This is a genomic window from Paenibacillus oleatilyticus (genome assembly GCF_018998565.1).
Lineage (GTDB): Bacteria > Bacillota > Bacilli > Paenibacillales > NBRC-103111 > Paenibacillus_G > Paenibacillus_G oleatilyticus.
Map to the genome: position 1 here is coordinate 545,798 of NZ_JAHNZO010000001.1, position 15,301 is coordinate 561,098.

The 15,301-nt window shown below is 51.0% G+C and carries 14 protein-coding genes and 3 pseudogenes; 4 read left to right on the forward strand and 13 right to left on the reverse strand.

From position 1 onward, the window contains the following. Window positions 1–48: 48 nt before the first annotated feature. The 10 genes and pseudogenes from KQX66_RS02460 to KQX66_RS02505 all read right to left on the reverse strand — a co-directional run bounded on the left by KQX66_RS02460 (window position 49) and on the right by KQX66_RS02505 (window position 9,516). A complete protein-coding gene (locus tag KQX66_RS02460; RefSeq protein WP_253956842.1) occupies window positions 49–2,049 on the reverse strand; it encodes a serine hydrolase domain-containing protein in 2,001 nt (666 codons plus the stop codon). Between the two features lie 120 nt (window positions 2,050–2,169). Then, a pseudogene (locus KQX66_RS02465) lies at window positions 2,170–2,862 on the reverse strand (dihydrolipoamide acetyltransferase family protein); the annotation flags it as partial. A 320-nt stretch (window positions 2,863–3,182) separates the two neighbouring features. Beyond that, on the reverse strand, window positions 3,183–3,587 hold the full coding sequence (locus KQX66_RS02470) for a hypothetical protein (protein ID WP_216789256.1): 405 nt from the start codon (window positions 3,585–3,587) through the stop codon (window positions 3,183–3,185). 1 nt (window position 3,588) lies between these two features. Next, complete coding sequence (locus KQX66_RS02475; protein ID WP_216789258.1) at window positions 3,589–4,020, reverse strand: GNAT family N-acetyltransferase; 432 nt, start codon at window positions 4,018–4,020, stop codon at window positions 3,589–3,591. A 23-nt stretch (window positions 4,021–4,043) separates the two neighbouring features. Then, window positions 4,044–4,604 carry a uridine kinase family protein gene (locus KQX66_RS02480; RefSeq protein ID WP_216789260.1) on the reverse strand — a complete coding sequence of 187 codons (561 nt, stop codon included), beginning with the start codon at window positions 4,602–4,604 and terminating at the stop codon, window positions 4,044–4,046. Between the two features lie 321 nt (window positions 4,605–4,925). After that, window positions 4,926–6,323, reverse strand: coding sequence for a M28 family peptidase (locus KQX66_RS02485; RefSeq protein ID WP_216789262.1), 1,398 nt, complete (start codon window positions 6,321–6,323; stop codon window positions 4,926–4,928). 181 nt (window positions 6,324–6,504) lie between these two features. Continuing rightward, the gene (locus tag KQX66_RS02490; RefSeq protein ID WP_216789265.1) at window positions 6,505–7,188 is read right to left on the reverse strand and encodes a VOC family protein; all 684 of its coding nucleotides are present in this window, start codon (window positions 7,186–7,188) and stop codon (window positions 6,505–6,507) included. A 23-nt stretch (window positions 7,189–7,211) separates the two neighbouring features. After that, entirely contained in the window at window positions 7,212–8,126 is a 915-nt protein-coding gene (locus KQX66_RS02495) for a YitT family protein (protein WP_216789267.1), read from the reverse strand. Window positions 8,127–8,299: 173 nt separating this feature from the next. Further along, entirely contained in the window at window positions 8,300–8,731 is a 432-nt protein-coding gene (locus KQX66_RS37745) for a winged helix-turn-helix transcriptional regulator (RefSeq protein ID WP_216789269.1), read from the reverse strand. 86 nt (window positions 8,732–8,817) lie between these two features. Further along, window positions 8,818–9,516 carry a class I SAM-dependent methyltransferase gene (locus tag KQX66_RS02505; RefSeq protein ID WP_216789271.1) on the reverse strand — a complete coding sequence of 233 codons (699 nt, stop codon included), beginning with the start codon at window positions 9,514–9,516 and terminating at the stop codon, window positions 8,818–8,820. A gap of 299 nt (window positions 9,517–9,815) precedes the next feature. On the opposite strand from KQX66_RS02505, the pseudogene KQX66_RS02510 reads away from it, so the two are divergent. Continuing rightward, window positions 9,816–10,204: pseudogene (locus KQX66_RS02510) on the forward strand (chromosome condensation regulator); the annotation flags it as partial. A 429-nt stretch (window positions 10,205–10,633) separates the two neighbouring features. Here KQX66_RS02510 and KQX66_RS02515 read toward each other — a convergent pair. From KQX66_RS02515 to KQX66_RS02525, 3 genes and pseudogenes are all read right to left on the reverse strand, one after another. Then, entirely contained in the window at window positions 10,634–11,428 is a 795-nt protein-coding gene (locus KQX66_RS02515) for an arsenite methyltransferase (RefSeq protein ID WP_216789273.1), read from the reverse strand. Between the two features lie 225 nt (window positions 11,429–11,653). After that, window positions 11,654–12,719: pseudogene (locus tag KQX66_RS02520) on the reverse strand (NAD(P)-binding domain-containing protein). Window positions 12,720–12,770: 51 nt separating this feature from the next. After that, window positions 12,771–13,223 carry a MarR family winged helix-turn-helix transcriptional regulator gene (locus tag KQX66_RS02525; RefSeq protein ID WP_216789275.1) on the reverse strand — a complete coding sequence of 151 codons (453 nt, stop codon included), beginning with the start codon at window positions 13,221–13,223 and terminating at the stop codon, window positions 12,771–12,773. 177 nt (window positions 13,224–13,400) lie between these two features. Between KQX66_RS02525 and KQX66_RS02530 the strand changes: the two genes are divergently transcribed. Genes KQX66_RS02530 through arsC form a run of 3 tightly spaced genes read left to right on the forward strand, consistent with a single transcriptional unit; the run spans window position 13,401 to window position 15,250 of the window. Beyond that, a complete protein-coding gene (locus KQX66_RS02530; RefSeq protein ID WP_216789704.1) occupies window positions 13,401–13,724 on the forward strand; it encodes an ArsR/SmtB family transcription factor in 324 nt (107 codons plus the stop codon). 21 nt (window positions 13,725–13,745) lie between these two features. Further along, window positions 13,746–14,801 carry an ACR3 family arsenite efflux transporter gene (arsB, locus tag KQX66_RS02535; RefSeq protein WP_308647083.1) on the forward strand — a complete coding sequence of 352 codons (1,056 nt, stop codon included), beginning with the start codon at window positions 13,746–13,748 and terminating at the stop codon, window positions 14,799–14,801. 20 nt (window positions 14,802–14,821) lie between these two features. Further along, complete coding sequence (gene arsC, locus KQX66_RS02540; protein WP_216789280.1) at window positions 14,822–15,250, forward strand: arsenate reductase (thioredoxin); 429 nt, start codon at window positions 14,822–14,824, stop codon at window positions 15,248–15,250. Window positions 15,251–15,301: the final 51 nt, after the last annotated feature.

Here is a 15,301-nt window from a genome sequence, read left to right on the forward strand (position 1 = left end):
CCTTATCCATCAGCTATCCGCTAAGGAGAGAAAAGAGCTATCCGCTGGCTAGAATAAATGATCGGCGAACCGGGACAACAGTACGGCGGCTTCTTGTCTCAGCATCGGCTGTGTCGATCTGTAGTCGGCCGCTCCGTTCTGGTCCTCGATAACTTCGGGTCCATATAATACTTTCGCCACAGCGAAGCGGACACCTTCCACCGCCCATGAATCCGTATGGCCTGCAATCTTGGCTTCTTTAGGGGTAACATGCAGATGATTGAAGGCCATGCGCCATACAATGGTCGCCGCTTCCTGTCGTGTCATCGGCTGCTGCGGGAAGAACCGGTCGCCGCCTGATCCCTGGATCAAGCCAAGCTCTTGCGCGGCCTGGATATGTTGGGCATACGGACTGTCTGCGACATCGGCGAACACCGGCTTTTGCTTCGACGGGGCGATGCCCGACCACCGGATGAGCCAGCCGATAAACTGTTCCCGCGTGATGGGCTGCTCAGGCCGGAAAAGGTTGTCGCCGCTTTCCTCCCCGATGACATCAAGCTGGCGCAAATGGCTGATGTAGGCTCCATAGGGATGCTGGGGACCAACATCGTCATAGGGGCGCGGCTGCGGCAATTTTTCGGACCAGCTGTCGAGCTTCAGATCGTAATAAAACGCCTGTACCTCGCCTTTTTCATTCCGTTTGAACGCCGCTTTGACACCTTGATCGTCCTGAAACAGAAGCGGCTCGATTTCATGCAGCACGTGCTCGCCAAGCGGGTCTTGCACGATAAGCTTACCGTCTTCCGCGCGAATGCGCGATGTCCACATCCGGTTTCGCAAATCGCTGTATGTGCCTGCAAACTCCGCCAGCGACGAGGAGAGCGGCCCATGAGCATCAGCTTGCTTGCCCGCAGCCGGGTAATAATGATTCATGAAGGCTTTGAAAAAAGGCTTCCGGAACTCAAAATCCTTATTGACGGTAATGAAAACGCCGACCTTCTGATCGGGAATCAACCACATCCCCGAATGGTATCCGTCTACATCTCCGGACTTCTCTACCACATACTGCCCGTTGGCATCTTGCCGATTGGAATATTCGAAGCCGTAGGCCATATTCGGCAGCTTCGGATGGATGGCAAGCTGAGGCTTGTGCATGTCGCGAATCGTTGCTTCACTCAGAATCGCCGTGCTCCCGATCTTCCCCCCGTTCAGATGTGCCATCATAAACCGAGCCATGTCTGAGCCGGTTGAGAGCATCCCGCCTCCCGGAAACTCTGTCGGGACCGTCCCAAATGTAGGGAGGATATCGCCGAGCTGGTTATAGGGCACGGCGAGCCGCTTTAAATTTTCCGAAGTTAGCCGAAAATCGCTGTTTGTCATGCCCAGCGGCTGAAAAATATGTTTCTGAACGTAATCGCCGAACGGCTGGCCCGCAACCTGTTCGATCACATACCCTTGAATCGTAAATCCCAGGTTGTCATAGCGATAAAATTGTCCTGGCTGGCGTATAATCGTGGGCGAATTGTTGAGAAGATATTGTTTTAAGGAAACTTCCTTGGACAAGTCGGTCGTTGTAGAATCGGACAAATCCCCGTACTCAAATCCGGTCGCATTCATCAATAAATGCCTCATGGTCAACGGTACATCCGTCCGATTCCCGATGCGAACCTCCCCCAAATATTTCGACACATCGGCGTTCAAATCGAGCTTCCCTTGCTCGGCCAATTGCATGACGCCTGTAGCTGTAATCACCTTGGAAACCGAGGCGACGCGAAATATGGTTCGGTCCGGGTCGACCGGCAGTTTCTGCTCCACATTGGCGTAGCCGTAGCCTTTGTTTAACAGTACCCGGTCGTCCTTCACCACGGCCACCGCGGCACCGGCCATCTGTTTCTGAATATCCGGCTGGTTAAAAAAAGCATCGACAAATCGCTCGACTTCCTCCGGTGCCTGAGGTCCTGCCGGACCGGATTCCGCCGATACGCCAGGCACTGGGCCGCTCCCGGCCAATACTGCAACGGCCAGGGCAGCGACAGCCAGTTTGCTTCCACATTTACCCATTCGATTCATAAGAATCACTTCCTTTTTGTTGTCTTTTCCCTACAACAACAATATAAACGGGTAAACTTAACGTGAATCCTATACAATCTTAATGTAAAGTGAAATTTGCCGCGTCCCCAAGCTTTAGGTTCAATCCAAGGAGCCCTCCGGGCCGTACGCCTCCAGACTTTCCTTGACCCGCTGCAAAAAACGCCCGCAAACGCCCCCGTCCAGGATGCGATGGTCCAGCGCCAGGCACAAACGAACCATCGAGCGCACGGCGATTCGGTCGTCTACAACAACCGGCTTTTTGACGATCGATTCGAACGTTAAAATCGCGGCCTGCGGATAGATAACGGTCGGAAAAGAAGAGATCGAGCCGAACGCCCCCGTATTGTTCACCGTGAACGTGCCTCCTTGCATGTCGCTTGGCGACAGCTTACCCGTACGCACCAATTGAGCCAGCCTGTCGATCTCCAGCGCCAGTCCGGCGATATTCCGGAGATCGGCGTTCCGGATGACCGGGGCCAGCACCGAGTCTTCCGTCCCGACCAGAAGCGAGAGGTGGATGTCCCGCTTCACGATAATTTTGTCGTCCGCCCACATGGAATTCATGATCGGATAGTCCTTGATCACCCGGACGACCGCTTGGATAAAAAAGGCGAAGTACGTCAAGTTGACGCCTTCCTGCCGCAAAAAGTCGTCTTTGAGCTTGCTGCGCAGCAGGACCAGATTCGTTACGTCCGCTTCGACAACCGTCAGGGCATGTGGAATCTCCGTCACGCTCCGCAGCGTGCGTTCGGCAATTGTCCTTCGGACAGGCGTCACGTCGATGGCGTAATCAGTATCGGCAAGCTCCTCCTGCCGCTGAGGGACGGTCATTTCCATAACATTGGACTGGCTCACAATGTTTCCTCCAATCTTTTTTCTAAACTCACCCTCTCCCCACGCAGCCTCCACGAAAAGTTAGTATGTAATCATAGGATCAGGTACTAATTTTATTCTAAGCGTACCCCTAAGCAAGAAGGGTGTCAACTCCGGTATTTCGGTTCATTTCGTATCCCCAAGCCGCAAAAAAGAGCGCTGACAGATCCATCGGTTGAACCTGCCATCGCCGTGATTTTCATAGTTGTGACAGCCTGCCTTGCCGGAAACTCGTCGTCCTACGGCCAAATCACCGCTTCTTCCGGGCTCAACGGCCTGTCGTATAAATTATTGCTCATCGGGCCCGAGTAGACGATATGTCGGACCACTTTGCCTTCATTGCAAAAAACGATGATTTTGTTAGCATCATCGTAGGATAAATGTCGATCGGTCCAATGATAGCCCACAGCGGCATTGATGGTTTGCGGATCAGTATAGGCCCCAAAAATATACGCTTTGTCCCAAGCGAAGTCGGTGTGTTCCTTCAAATAAACGGCCGTGCCCGCTTCCCGGGCTTTGGATGCTTCTTTCTCAATGGCGCGGGTGAGCTGCTGCTCCGGGCCCCCGATTTCGAGCCGGATCACACCGTAAATGACAACTGCGGCCAACAACATGACTGCGGCGATTGCTATTGTTTTCTTCATGCTACAGCCCTTTTCGGAAAACTTGCTGCGTCTTCGTATTTTCGAATCCTGCGTGCTTGTAGAATAGGTGGGTTTCCTCTCGGGTGACGTTGACCCGGACGCGAAGCTCCTGGTAGCCCTTCGTTCTTGCCCATTCCTCGCAATGCCGTACCAACTGTTGGCCGATCCGCTTGCCCCTGAACTCCTGATCCACAACCAGGCCTCCGATTTCAGCGTAGGGCGGAGATTCGACCAGCAATCTCCCATGCGCATGAACCCAACCGACGAGCTTGCTCTGCGCTTCCGCCACGATCACGACATGATCGTCCGCACTCAGAATTGGAGCCAGCCTTGCTTCGATTTGCTCCGCGTTAGCGGGGTAGCCCAATTGACCGGATAACCGGGCAATCTCCAGGCTGTCCTGCGGCATGGCTTTCCGGTAAAGCAAGTCCATTTCACTCATCCCCTGTCTCTGTTCTATTCCTGCCTGCTTAATCGGGTCCGTATCCATTCTAATACAACCTCGCCTCCTTTATGGGTGCATAACCCGTTGACCACCATATCCGCATGCCATTTTGTCGGTTCGACATACTGTGCGTGACGGTAGGCAACAAAGCTGGCGTACGCCGAAACATCTTCTTCCGCAATGCCCCATTTCGCAAACGAGGGGATTCTTCTAAGCAGCCTCTCTTCCGGCGGGCAATCGACATAAATTTTGAGGTCTGCCAGGTCCAACAGCTCCGTGAAGTGAAACAACAAGAACCCTTCAATGATCAGAAGATGTGCTTGTCCGCCGGCGATTTCGTTCCGTACGTCCTCCATGATCCGATGAATATCGAGGGCGTCGGGCCGGTTGAAATCCTCAAATGGATTCCCATGAAAAGGCGCCACCGCTTGTGGCCGTTCCTTCTTGTAATAGCGGTCCATAGCTATGACCCGGATATGGAAGGGCTGCGCCCGCTCCTCCAAGTAACGACTGAGCGTCGTTTTGCCGCTCCCTGCGCCGCCTGCGACCCCGATGATAAGCGGTTGCTTCATTCGATTCCCTCATTTGTATCGTATAGATGTAGTGCCGTCAGCAACTAGTTTACCACATCCTCCTCCCTAAAAAATAACACTTACGGCGGCTAGCCGGAAACGAGAAAAAGGACCGGGCATAAGCTCGGTCCTGAACTTGTTGAGAAGCCCTAGGATTAGAAAATCTCTGATAAATAGAGGTGGGGTATATCCCGTAAGAGTTTACGTCCGCCTTTGGAACCCGTGAAAATACCGCAAATTTCAATCAAGTTCACGGGTTTCAAGAGCGGCTGGAGGGATATATCCCACCGGCGTATGAAGAGAATTTTAACGTGAAGCGGATCAAACCGGCGGATTCGGATCGTATGGATAGTTCACCGGCGTAAAGAAATCCTTGTATCGTTTGAATGACGGTGTCGTCGGCGACAAGATCTCCGCTACGGAATTGCCGACAATCGTTGCGACGTTGGCCAATTTGTCCTTGCTGATTTTATCGATGGTGTCGTACCGGGTATGGTATTCAGGCTCGGCTGGGGAATGCGTGTACAAAGCGGTAGCGACTCCCCGCTGGTAGAACGGAACATGATCGCTCCGTCCGAAGCGGCCATACGGAATGACCCCGGATAATCTGGAGGCAAAGGTCGCGCCCAGATCGGTGACTACGTTTTTCTGTCCGTTCACCGTGTACATGCCCAGAGTGCCGGAATTTTTGCTGCCTACCATATCGAGCTGAAAATGCCCGATGAACCGGCCGATATCCGTGGAACTGAGCGAGTTGGCATAGGCTTGAGAGCCGTATAAGCCGTATTCTTCCGCGCCGAACGTCAGGAAGCGGACCTCCGAATCCCGCTGGGTACCTGCGACGACCCGCGCCACTTCCAGCACAACGCCTACGCCGGAAGCATCGTCGTTCGCTCCGGGGCCTGCGGACACCGAGTCATGATGAGCGCCGACCGTAACCAGATCGCTGGTCGTTGTCGTTGTATTTGGCCTTAACGTAGCCACGACGTTGTAGGAGGTGGCCGACATGGCGGCTACGCCTTGAACACTGAGACGCGCCCGGGGAGCGCCTTTTGCTGCCAGCTTTTGCTTCAAGGCTTGCGCATCTTTGCCCGACAGGCTGACGGTCGGAACGGAAAGGGTGCTAAATTGCGTATCCGAAATTGGGGCATCGGAGGAAGGATTGTAAAGAATGACGGCCACGGCGCCTTGGTCTGCGACGTTGGCGATTTTGGCATTGGTATCGATTTGGCCCGCTTCGATCAGAGCTATTTTTCCCTTGAGCTCCAGGCCTTTCAAATCCTGCGGCGTGCCTTTTTTCGCATCGACAACCTCTCCGCTGACATCGCCGCCTTGCGTGTTTTGCAGGGCTTGCGGAGCAAGCTGCTCGCTTGCCAGCCCATGAGCTCCTTCGATCGTCAGTTGAATGCTGCTTGGGGCGGTAAATTTGGGGAAGGTAAAGGACTGTAGGGTAACCGTGTAGCCGTACTTTTCGAGCTCGCCTTTAATGTACTGCACCGCATTGTACTCATTTTGCGTCCCGGCTACCCTCGAAGACATGGCCAAGCGCGAAACGTGGTTGAAGATGGCGTCTCCGTTTACGGTGATGGCGTTGGCCGAGCCATGGACGACAGCGCCTTCGGGTCCGGCCTCCGGAGGAGCCGCTAACGCGAACCCTACGCCCGATCCCCAGCAAAGGCTGGCTGCCAATAGAAAACGCGACCAAAAAATTCCTTTCATCATGTCACTCCTTTTGATTGTGAAATGTAATACGCTTCTACTTTATTGCGGCGGCCAACTCAAATATGTATGCATTTTTGGAATGAACGAATGAAAAAAAGCGCAGCCATCTTTCCGTAACACGGGGAGGCTTGCGCTTTTGAATAATTAACCGATGTTTAATTTAATTTTATTTAATCAATCAAGCCTGCCCGCTCATGCTCTCGATCCGATACGGCTTCGGTCCGAGCTCGATACTGCCGGCCCGTTCCGTCTGAAGCTTAACCGTCGTCGGAAAAATACCGGGCATCCGCTCATCCGGAAACCAAGGGCGCTTGTGATCGATCACGATCAGCAGACCTTCCACATCGCCGACCGCAGCAAATTGCCGGCCGTCTCCGCTCCACTTCTCCAGCGAAAACGATTCGTGCAGCTGCCGGAGGGCGGCAGGCAGATCCTCAACCGGAAGCCCGATCTCGCTAATGCGCAAAATATCCATGGACGAGAAAGGCTCGCTTGTTGCATTGGTCAAGGAATGATGGGCGATCAATTCGACGAGATTGCCGTCCGGATCGTAGAAATACAAGGCCGTGGCATTCCAATTCGGAAAAGGATATTGCACGGCGTCGTCTTTGGCAATCGGCTCGATTCCTTTGCTGCGCACCCACTCCAACGCTTCGTTCGCTTTATTGTCGGGAATCGTGAAGGCGATATGATAATAAGCTTGTTCCCGGTCATTCGGGACAAAAGTAAGCTTGGATTCCCCCGCCTGAATCACAAGCGAATCCGCATTCTCTTCCAGCACGGGAAGCTGAAGCGTATCGCGATAGAACTGTTTTGTCGCCTCATAATTGGAGGAGTGCAAAATCACTTCGCGTATTTTCATTTCGATCTCTCCTTCGCGATAGGTCACGAGAAGACTTTCGACGCGTCCCTTCCTGCCCGCGGAACCAAGGGATAGCTGTGGAACCCTTGTCCGTACACTTCGCTGGCTTCGCTTAAAATGACGAACGCTTGCGGGTCTACCGTGCTGACGATCCTCTTAAGCGGCGCAATGTCGGCATTTCTCAGGACGACCATCAGTACCCCGCGGGGTTCCCCGGTATAGCCGCCCCAGCTTGTGAACCGGGTCAAGCCGCGGTCCAATTCCAGCAAAATCGCAGCGCGCAGCGTCTCTTCGCGTGTTTGATCCGTAATGATAAAGGCTACCTTGGAATCCGATGCCGAGTGGATCAGCTCCAGCGCCTTTTTGGTTAAAAACAATCCGATCCATGCATACAGCGCCTTCTCTGGCGAAAATACGATCGCAGCCATTAAAATTACGGCAAAGTCGAGGATCATCAGCGCCTTCCCCAGCCCGATGCCGAGCTTACGGTTCAGCAGCAGTGCCACGATTGTAAACCCGCCGGAGGAGGCGTTGCCTTTGAAAATCAAGCCCAGCCCGAGCCCGGTCCCGATACCGCCGTAAATGGCGGCCAGCAGGATGTTGTCTGTCAGTGGCGGCACGCCTTCGGTCAACAGAATACACAAAGGCAGCAGGACGGAGCCCAGTACCGTTTTGACCGCAAATCCCCGGCCGAATACCGCCGACCCCGCCAGAAGCAGCGGCACGTTGATCAGCCATTGGCTGATCGCCGGCTTCAAGCCCGTTACATATTCGAGGACGGTGGACAAGCCGGTCACACCGCCCGCAGCAATCTGATGCGGATGCTGAAACATGTTATAGCTGATTGCCATCAGCAGGCAACCGATTGTCAAGTAAGCCATCTGCACTCCGAAGGCCGCCGCACGGCCATACCCGGAAGTGCCGTGATCCTGTTTCATGTTGCTTGCACACTCCCTGCTCTTGGATGTAGTTCTTCATCTTTTTATCATGAATGCTACACCCCAGCAAGAGCGCAGTGCAACGCGAATTCGCTGTATAACGCCTACGCCGCAATGCTTTCACACTTTCTTGCAGTACAGCAATTCGGTCAACCCCGGCTTGCTTTTAACCGTTATCCAATCTGCAAAATCCCGCGTTCCGCGCAGCGTCCTCCGTTCTTTTCACCGATGACCTCTATAGCCTCCGGACCGTCGGCATACACCGCCCATTTCTGAATTTCACTCAGCACTTCGTGCAGCGCCTGCCCCTTCGCGGTCAGCCCATATGCAATACGTACCGGAATTTGGTTACGCACCTGTCGGATGACGATGCCTTCGAGTTCAAGATGCTTCAATCGCTCGGCCAAGGTGCGGGAATTCAGGTTCAGCAGCTGGGCGATTTCCGTAAACCTCGTATAGCCGTTAAGCAGTGCGGATATGATTTGCAGATTCCATCGCGTCCCGAGAAAATGGTAAGTTGCCGAGCAATCGGAATAATCCGGTTCAGCACCCGCTTCCGACCGGTCATGAAGCGTACATGCCGTCTTGTCGCCACGATGTGCCATGAGGGTCACTCCCTTCTCGCAAGGATTTATATACTTTTTATACTTTTATATTTATAAATTATGGTATCAATTTGCGGATTTGTCAATCACTTCTCCATATCCTTTTTCCAACCCGCCATGACGACGAAATTAAAATATTTGTAAATGCAGTCCACGTCCGAAAATCCGGCCTGCTTCAGCCAGACCAGCTGTTCCTCCAAGGTTGACATCCGATCCAGCTTGGTCCGTTCGTAAGCCGACGAAATTTCGGCCGCGGACAGCCCGCTGCTCTCTACCTTGCGTCTCCAATCCTGCTTATACCGCTCCTCCAGCGCAAGCGTGCTTCCCAACACCTGATCCGCGTTAATAAACAGTCCGTTGTCGTTCAGCAAGGCGCAGGCGGTACGGTATACCTTTTGCTTCTCGGCATCGGCAAGATGGTGAATCGAAAGGGACGAGATGACGATGTCATACTTCTCCCGGTATTCCCAGGTTGTATAATCCCCGACAATATACGTGACATTCGGCACCCCGCTGAATCTCGTCCGGGCCACCTCCAGCATAGAGCCGGAGAGATCCACGAGGGTCAGCTTGGCCCGAGGGTGCTTCTGCAGCATGAACGCCGAAAACAAGCCGGTGCCCGCGCCCAAATCCAAAATGCTCGGAGCATCGCTCCCCTCATCCGTTAACGACACGGCAATCTGGTAAAAGTCGTCGAAGCAAGGAATCAATTTGCGCCTTTGGCGGTCGTATACGCTTGCTGCTTCGTTAAACTGTTCTACGAGCTGCTTTTTGGTATGGTCCATCTCGGTTCCCTCCGGAAAAAAGATTAGTAATTGCTTTAGCGATAGTATAAGCAAAGTACAGTTATAACAAAAATATATTAAAGTTATAAAATATATAGTTAATAACTATGAATATTGCAGGGCAAATAAAAAAGCTGCCAAAACAATGCTCGACAGCCCTTTTGGCAAGAACGACCTTGGACTTGGAAAATAAAGTTTTAGCTCCCTTTGCGAAACATGCGAAGAAGAAAGAACTATGGTTTAATAGAGATGGACCCCAAAATTCGGAAGCATCTACCATCAACTAAGGAGCAAGATTCATGAACGTTGTGAAACCCCTGCCTTCCATAGCGGCGGGTCGTCGTCATACCGTTGGTCTTAAATCGGACGGCACGGTGACGGCTGTGGGTGATAATAAATATGGCCAATGTGATGTAAGCGGCTGGCGCGATATGGTGGCGGTTGCGGCTGGTAATGTTCATATGGCGACGAACACGGGTAATGCTCATACGATCGGGCTTAAGTCGGATGGCACGGTGGCGGCTGTGGGTTGGAATAAGCATGGCCAATCAATATAAGTGGCTGGCGCGACATTGTGGCGGTTGCGGCGGGTTGCACTCATACCGCCGGTCTTAAATCGGACGGCACGGTGGTTGCTGTGGGTAATAATGAATATGGCCAATGCGATGTAAGCGGCTGGCGCGGCATCCAACTACCCGGCAATTAGTTTTCAATATAATAATACATTGAAAGCCTTGCGCCGATTTCCCTCGCATGGCTTATGTTCTAACGTCAGAATCATACCCGCTACGGTTACAACCACCTTTATCAAAGAACGGTAGTTCAAGAATACAACGACAAGCCTAGGACTTTATTTTCTCGTCCAAGACTGTCGCTGTTTCGATTTCTGGTGTCAGTCTAATACTAATTTCTAGCCGGTTAACGATTTTCCGTTTCTCAAAACCCGTAATATCAAGCATTCTATAATGTAGTGTAGTTCTTAAAATCAAAAGTAACAACTGCTAGCATGCCGTTTAAAGCTATGTGAATTCCAATTTTTCAAATAAACGTACTAATTTAAGTATACATAAGAACATGTAGAATCTCCCTAGTGTTGCCGAATTTAACAATGCATTCATTACCGTTTGATTGCTTTGATCACAGCAGAGGCAATATAGTCCTCCACCTTCGACCCAGGAACCCAATCTTGAATAAACGCCCTGGATTCCTCTTTGGGCTCGACCACAACATTTTGAAATCCACTTTGTGTAAGCATCGTTTTCAGTTCGTCAACGGACGAGGCCCCGGATATACATCCCGAATATAAAACATCCAAATCGTTTTTGATTTCCTCTGGAAGCTCTGTCATCGTTACGACATCGGAAATGGCCAGACGCCCGCCGGAGCGCAGGACGCGGAATGCTTCATCAAACACTTGCTGTTTATCCGGCGAAAGATTGATGACGCAGTTGGAGATGATAACATCCACTGTTTGATCCGGGACCGGTAAATGCTCGATTTCCCCTAGCCGAAAATCCGTGTTCGCGAACCCTCCTTTGATGGCGTTGTTGCGGGCGCGACTCACCATTTCCGGCGTCATATCGACCCCGATCACATGGCCGGTTTCCCCGACTTGCCGAGACGCCAGAAAACAATCGAAACCGCCGCCGCTGCCGAGGTCCAATACTACTTCTCCCGGTTTAAGCTCCGCGATGGCTTGCGGATTGCCGCAACCGAGGCCAAGATTTGCACCGTCCGGAACAGCAGTTAATTCTTCGGATGAATAGCCCAACTGCGAAGAAACGTCATTGGCCGATCCGCAGCAGCTTGAAGCTGGCGAGCAGCACGAACCCGACTCCACTTCTTGCAAGGCGATTTCCTTATAACGGCTGCGTACATTTTGGCGAATTTGATCGTTCGTTACTTGATTCATGAATCATCTCTCCTTCAATTTTTTTATCAAATCAGCAGCAGCTAGGGGGACAACAAGCTGCTATGTTTGCAATCGTGAGTTGCCGTCTCCAAAGGAACCGGCTCGATAACTCCTTGGGATTTTGCCATTTCCAAGCTTGCCGTGCCGAGCGCTCTATTTCACGCTGCTCCTGTTTCATAAGGTATTCCGCGGCGAACCAATTCAAGTTCATTGGAACTAGCCTCCCTAAAGGGGATTTTTCACGTAACGCCGTAGCTTGCAAACAACATATTTCGCATCCGGTCCCCCCCCCCTTAATGTGGCGGAAGCAAACGAACGCTGTCCTTCCAAGCCGACATAATACAATCCTGGAACGGAAAGGCTGATTCCTGCTGTCTGTAACGGTTTCCCTTCGGCGTCAAGCGCCCCGATGGGATGAAGGTAAGACAGATCGGGACGATACCCGGTCGCAAAGATGACGGTTTGTACCGGTTCTTTCGTTCCGTCTGGCCAGACGACGCCCTCGGAGTAAAAAGAGGTAAACATAGCCCGTTGATCCGGCTTCCCAGCCTTTAATCTTGCTCGGTAATCGGCTAAATCGGCAACGGAACTCGGACTTGGAGTCTTTCTGCCAAATCGCCAGAATGGAAAAGTATCCAAGCCGACGGCTCTGATCCAAAAATGCAGGTCAATTCCCAATACTTTTGTTTTCGTAAGCTGAACGGGCCGAAGAACGGCGAGCGATGTATGGCTGCTGTCGGCAAGCTCTACCGCAATTTGAACCGCAGAATTTCCGCGCCCGACGACGATCACTCGGTGCCCTCGGTAACGATCCGGATTGCGGTATGCGGAAGAGTGGAGGACTTCCCCTTGAAAGACTTCCCTTCCGCTGATGTGCGGCGTATAGGGATTATGAAAGGAGCCTGTCGCATTGATGATCGTTTCGCGTCTCATACTCGGCTCCTGCTGCCGTTCGGATCGTAAAACCGTACTCGCTTTTCTCCACGGCAACAACCTTCTGGTTGGTCCGGATCGGTAAGTCAAAGTGCTGGGCATACGACTTTAGATACTGGATCACCTCGTTTCGCAATGGGTAGTGGGTTGCAGCTCCGGGTATCTTCATGCCCGGCAATGATGATAACCGAGCTGGCGAAAACAGCTTTAGATTATCGTAATAATGTGGCCAAGAACCGGTTGCCTGTTCGCTTGCTTCCAAGATCAAAAATTGCAGCTCGTTCTTCTTCAAGTAATATCCGGAAGCAAGCCCGGCTTGCCCACCCCCGATAACGATTGCATAGAAAATCGCTGACATTCCAAGTTCTCCTTAAATTATTTGCAAATTGCAAATATTGCAGAAAAAAGATCACCCGCAAGAAGGGGTTGAACAGCATTGGCCGGATTTCGCCATCGCTTCGTTTAATAGCTTGATCGAGCGAATGACGGTATCTTTTTCAAAATCGTTCATGTGCGAAAAGATTTCGTTTAAATAGTCGTTCATTTGTTGGTCAATCGACGCCGCAATATACTTGCCTTCCGTCGTTAGGGAAAGCAGATTTACCCTCCGGTCTTCTGGATCGGGCGTTTTCTTCACTAATTTCATCTTGATTAACGATTGGACTTGTCGGCTGAATGTCGTTATATCTGTCCCTAATGCCTCTGCTACTTGCTGTATGGAAGGCTTATGCTGGCGATCAATTTCGTAAAGGACATGGCTTTGAATTAAGGAGATGTCGCAGCCACCTGCAGAACAGCAGTTTTTATTCAGAAAGCCAAAGCGACGAGTCATGATTTGAAATAGTTCACGTACATTTTCCACGGTGCCTCACCTCATGAAACAGTTATACCGCATTTATTTGCAATTTGCAAATATTAAATTTACCTTTATCTCAAGAAATGGGTTGTGAGGGGGGACGGAAATTTCGGTATTGACTTTTTTTTATATACAAATAACAATATGGTTATATGGTTTTGATGTGGGGTGATAATCATGACAATGGAATTTGAAAAGATAGCAGATATTCTGAAAGCTCTTGCCGATCCGACAAGGCTAAAAATCCTTTCTTTGCTCCGTATTCGCGATTGCTGCGTGTGCGAACTGGTTCCCATCTTTAACATTTCCCAGCCAGCCATTTCTAAACATGTAAGCCGTCTAAAAACGGCTGAAATGGTCCGCGAAACGCGAAAGGGGCAATGGGTGTTCTACTCCATCAATGAGAAGCGGTTAGAGGAAATTGGTTATGCTCTGTCCCATTTGCCTGATCTATCCGAGGAGCTGCGGAAATTGGAGCAACAAGGAATGACAGTTACATGCGAGTAAAGGGGGTGTACAGCAATGCAAGTGAGTAAACAAGAGAAAAAGCGACTCTCATTTCTGGATCGCTATTTGACGTTATGGATTTTTGTTGCGATGGCGATAGGAATTGGCTTGGGTTACGTATTTCCTAACTTTGTCGCCGGTTTGAATGAATTTCAAGTTGGAACCACATCGATACCGATTGCACTTGGCCTTATTTTAATGATGTATCCGCCGCTGGCGAAAGTACGATACGAAGAAATCGGCCGTGTCTTTCGAAATGGCAAAGTGTTAACCATTTCATTGATTCAAAACTGGCTTATCGGCCCGATCTTAATGTTTTTCCTGGCTATTATTTTTCTCCAAGGCTATCCGGAATATATGGTCGGCCTGATTATGATCGGTTTAGCCCGTTGTATTGCAATGGTTATCGTTTGGAACGATTTGTGCAGAGGGGATGCCGAGTACGCGGCGGGACTCGTTGCTTTCAACTCGATCTTTCAAGTTTTGTTTTACTCTGTCTACACCTATATCTTTGTTACGATTTTGCCGGGATGGTTCGGGTTGGAAGGCGTCGTTGTTGACATTACGATGGCCGAAGTTGCCAAGAGCGTGTTCATTTATTTAGGGATACCGTTTGTGGCCGGAATGATTACTCGCTATTCGCTTGTAAAAGCAAAAGGGCGATCCTGGTACGAGACGGTCTTTATTCCGAAAATCAGTCCCATTACACTGATCGCTTTATTGTTTACGATCATCGTCATGTTCTCGCTGAAAGGCGAAATGATTATCCAATTGCCGTTCGATGTCGTGAGGATCACGATTCCGCTCTTGATTTACTTTGTTGTTATGTTCTTGATCTCGTTTTTCATGGGCAAAAAAGCCGGGGCTGGGTATCCTGTCACTTCTACACTGGCATTTACCGCCTCGGGGAATAACTTCGAACTGGCGATTGCCGTTGCCGTCGGGGTGTTTGGTATTCATTCCGGCGCAGCATTTGCGGCCGTCATCGGTCCTCTTGTGGAAGTCCCCGTGATGATTGCCTTAGTCAACGTCGCGCTCCGATTCCAGCGGAAGTATTTTTCAAAGCAAGCAGTTTAACATAAACAGGAGGACTCACCATGTCAGATAACAAAAAACTCGTCTATTTTCTTTGTACGGGAAACTCTTGCCGTAGCCAAATGGCGGATGGCTGGTTGAAGGCGCTCGGTAATGATCGCTACGAAGTAAAAAGCGCCGGGTTGGAGGCACATGGGCTGAATCCGCGCGCCGTTCAGGTGATGAAGGAATCCGGTATCGATATTAGCGGTCATACATCAGATGTCATCGATCCGGAGATTTTGAATCGGGCTGACTATGTAATTATGTTGTGTGGCCATGCAGACGAACATTGTCCGGTGATTTCGAATCAAAACGTCGTGAAATGGCATTGGGGTTTCGATGATCCAGCTAAGGCCACCGGCACCGAAGAAGAAATTATGGACCAATTTCGAGCGGTTCGGGACGCAATTAGGGCACGAATTGTAAAGTTTTTAATCGAAGGTCGTTAAATTTACAGGAGAAGGCGTGCAGCGTATGGCACGTTTTTCTGTTAGGCATAT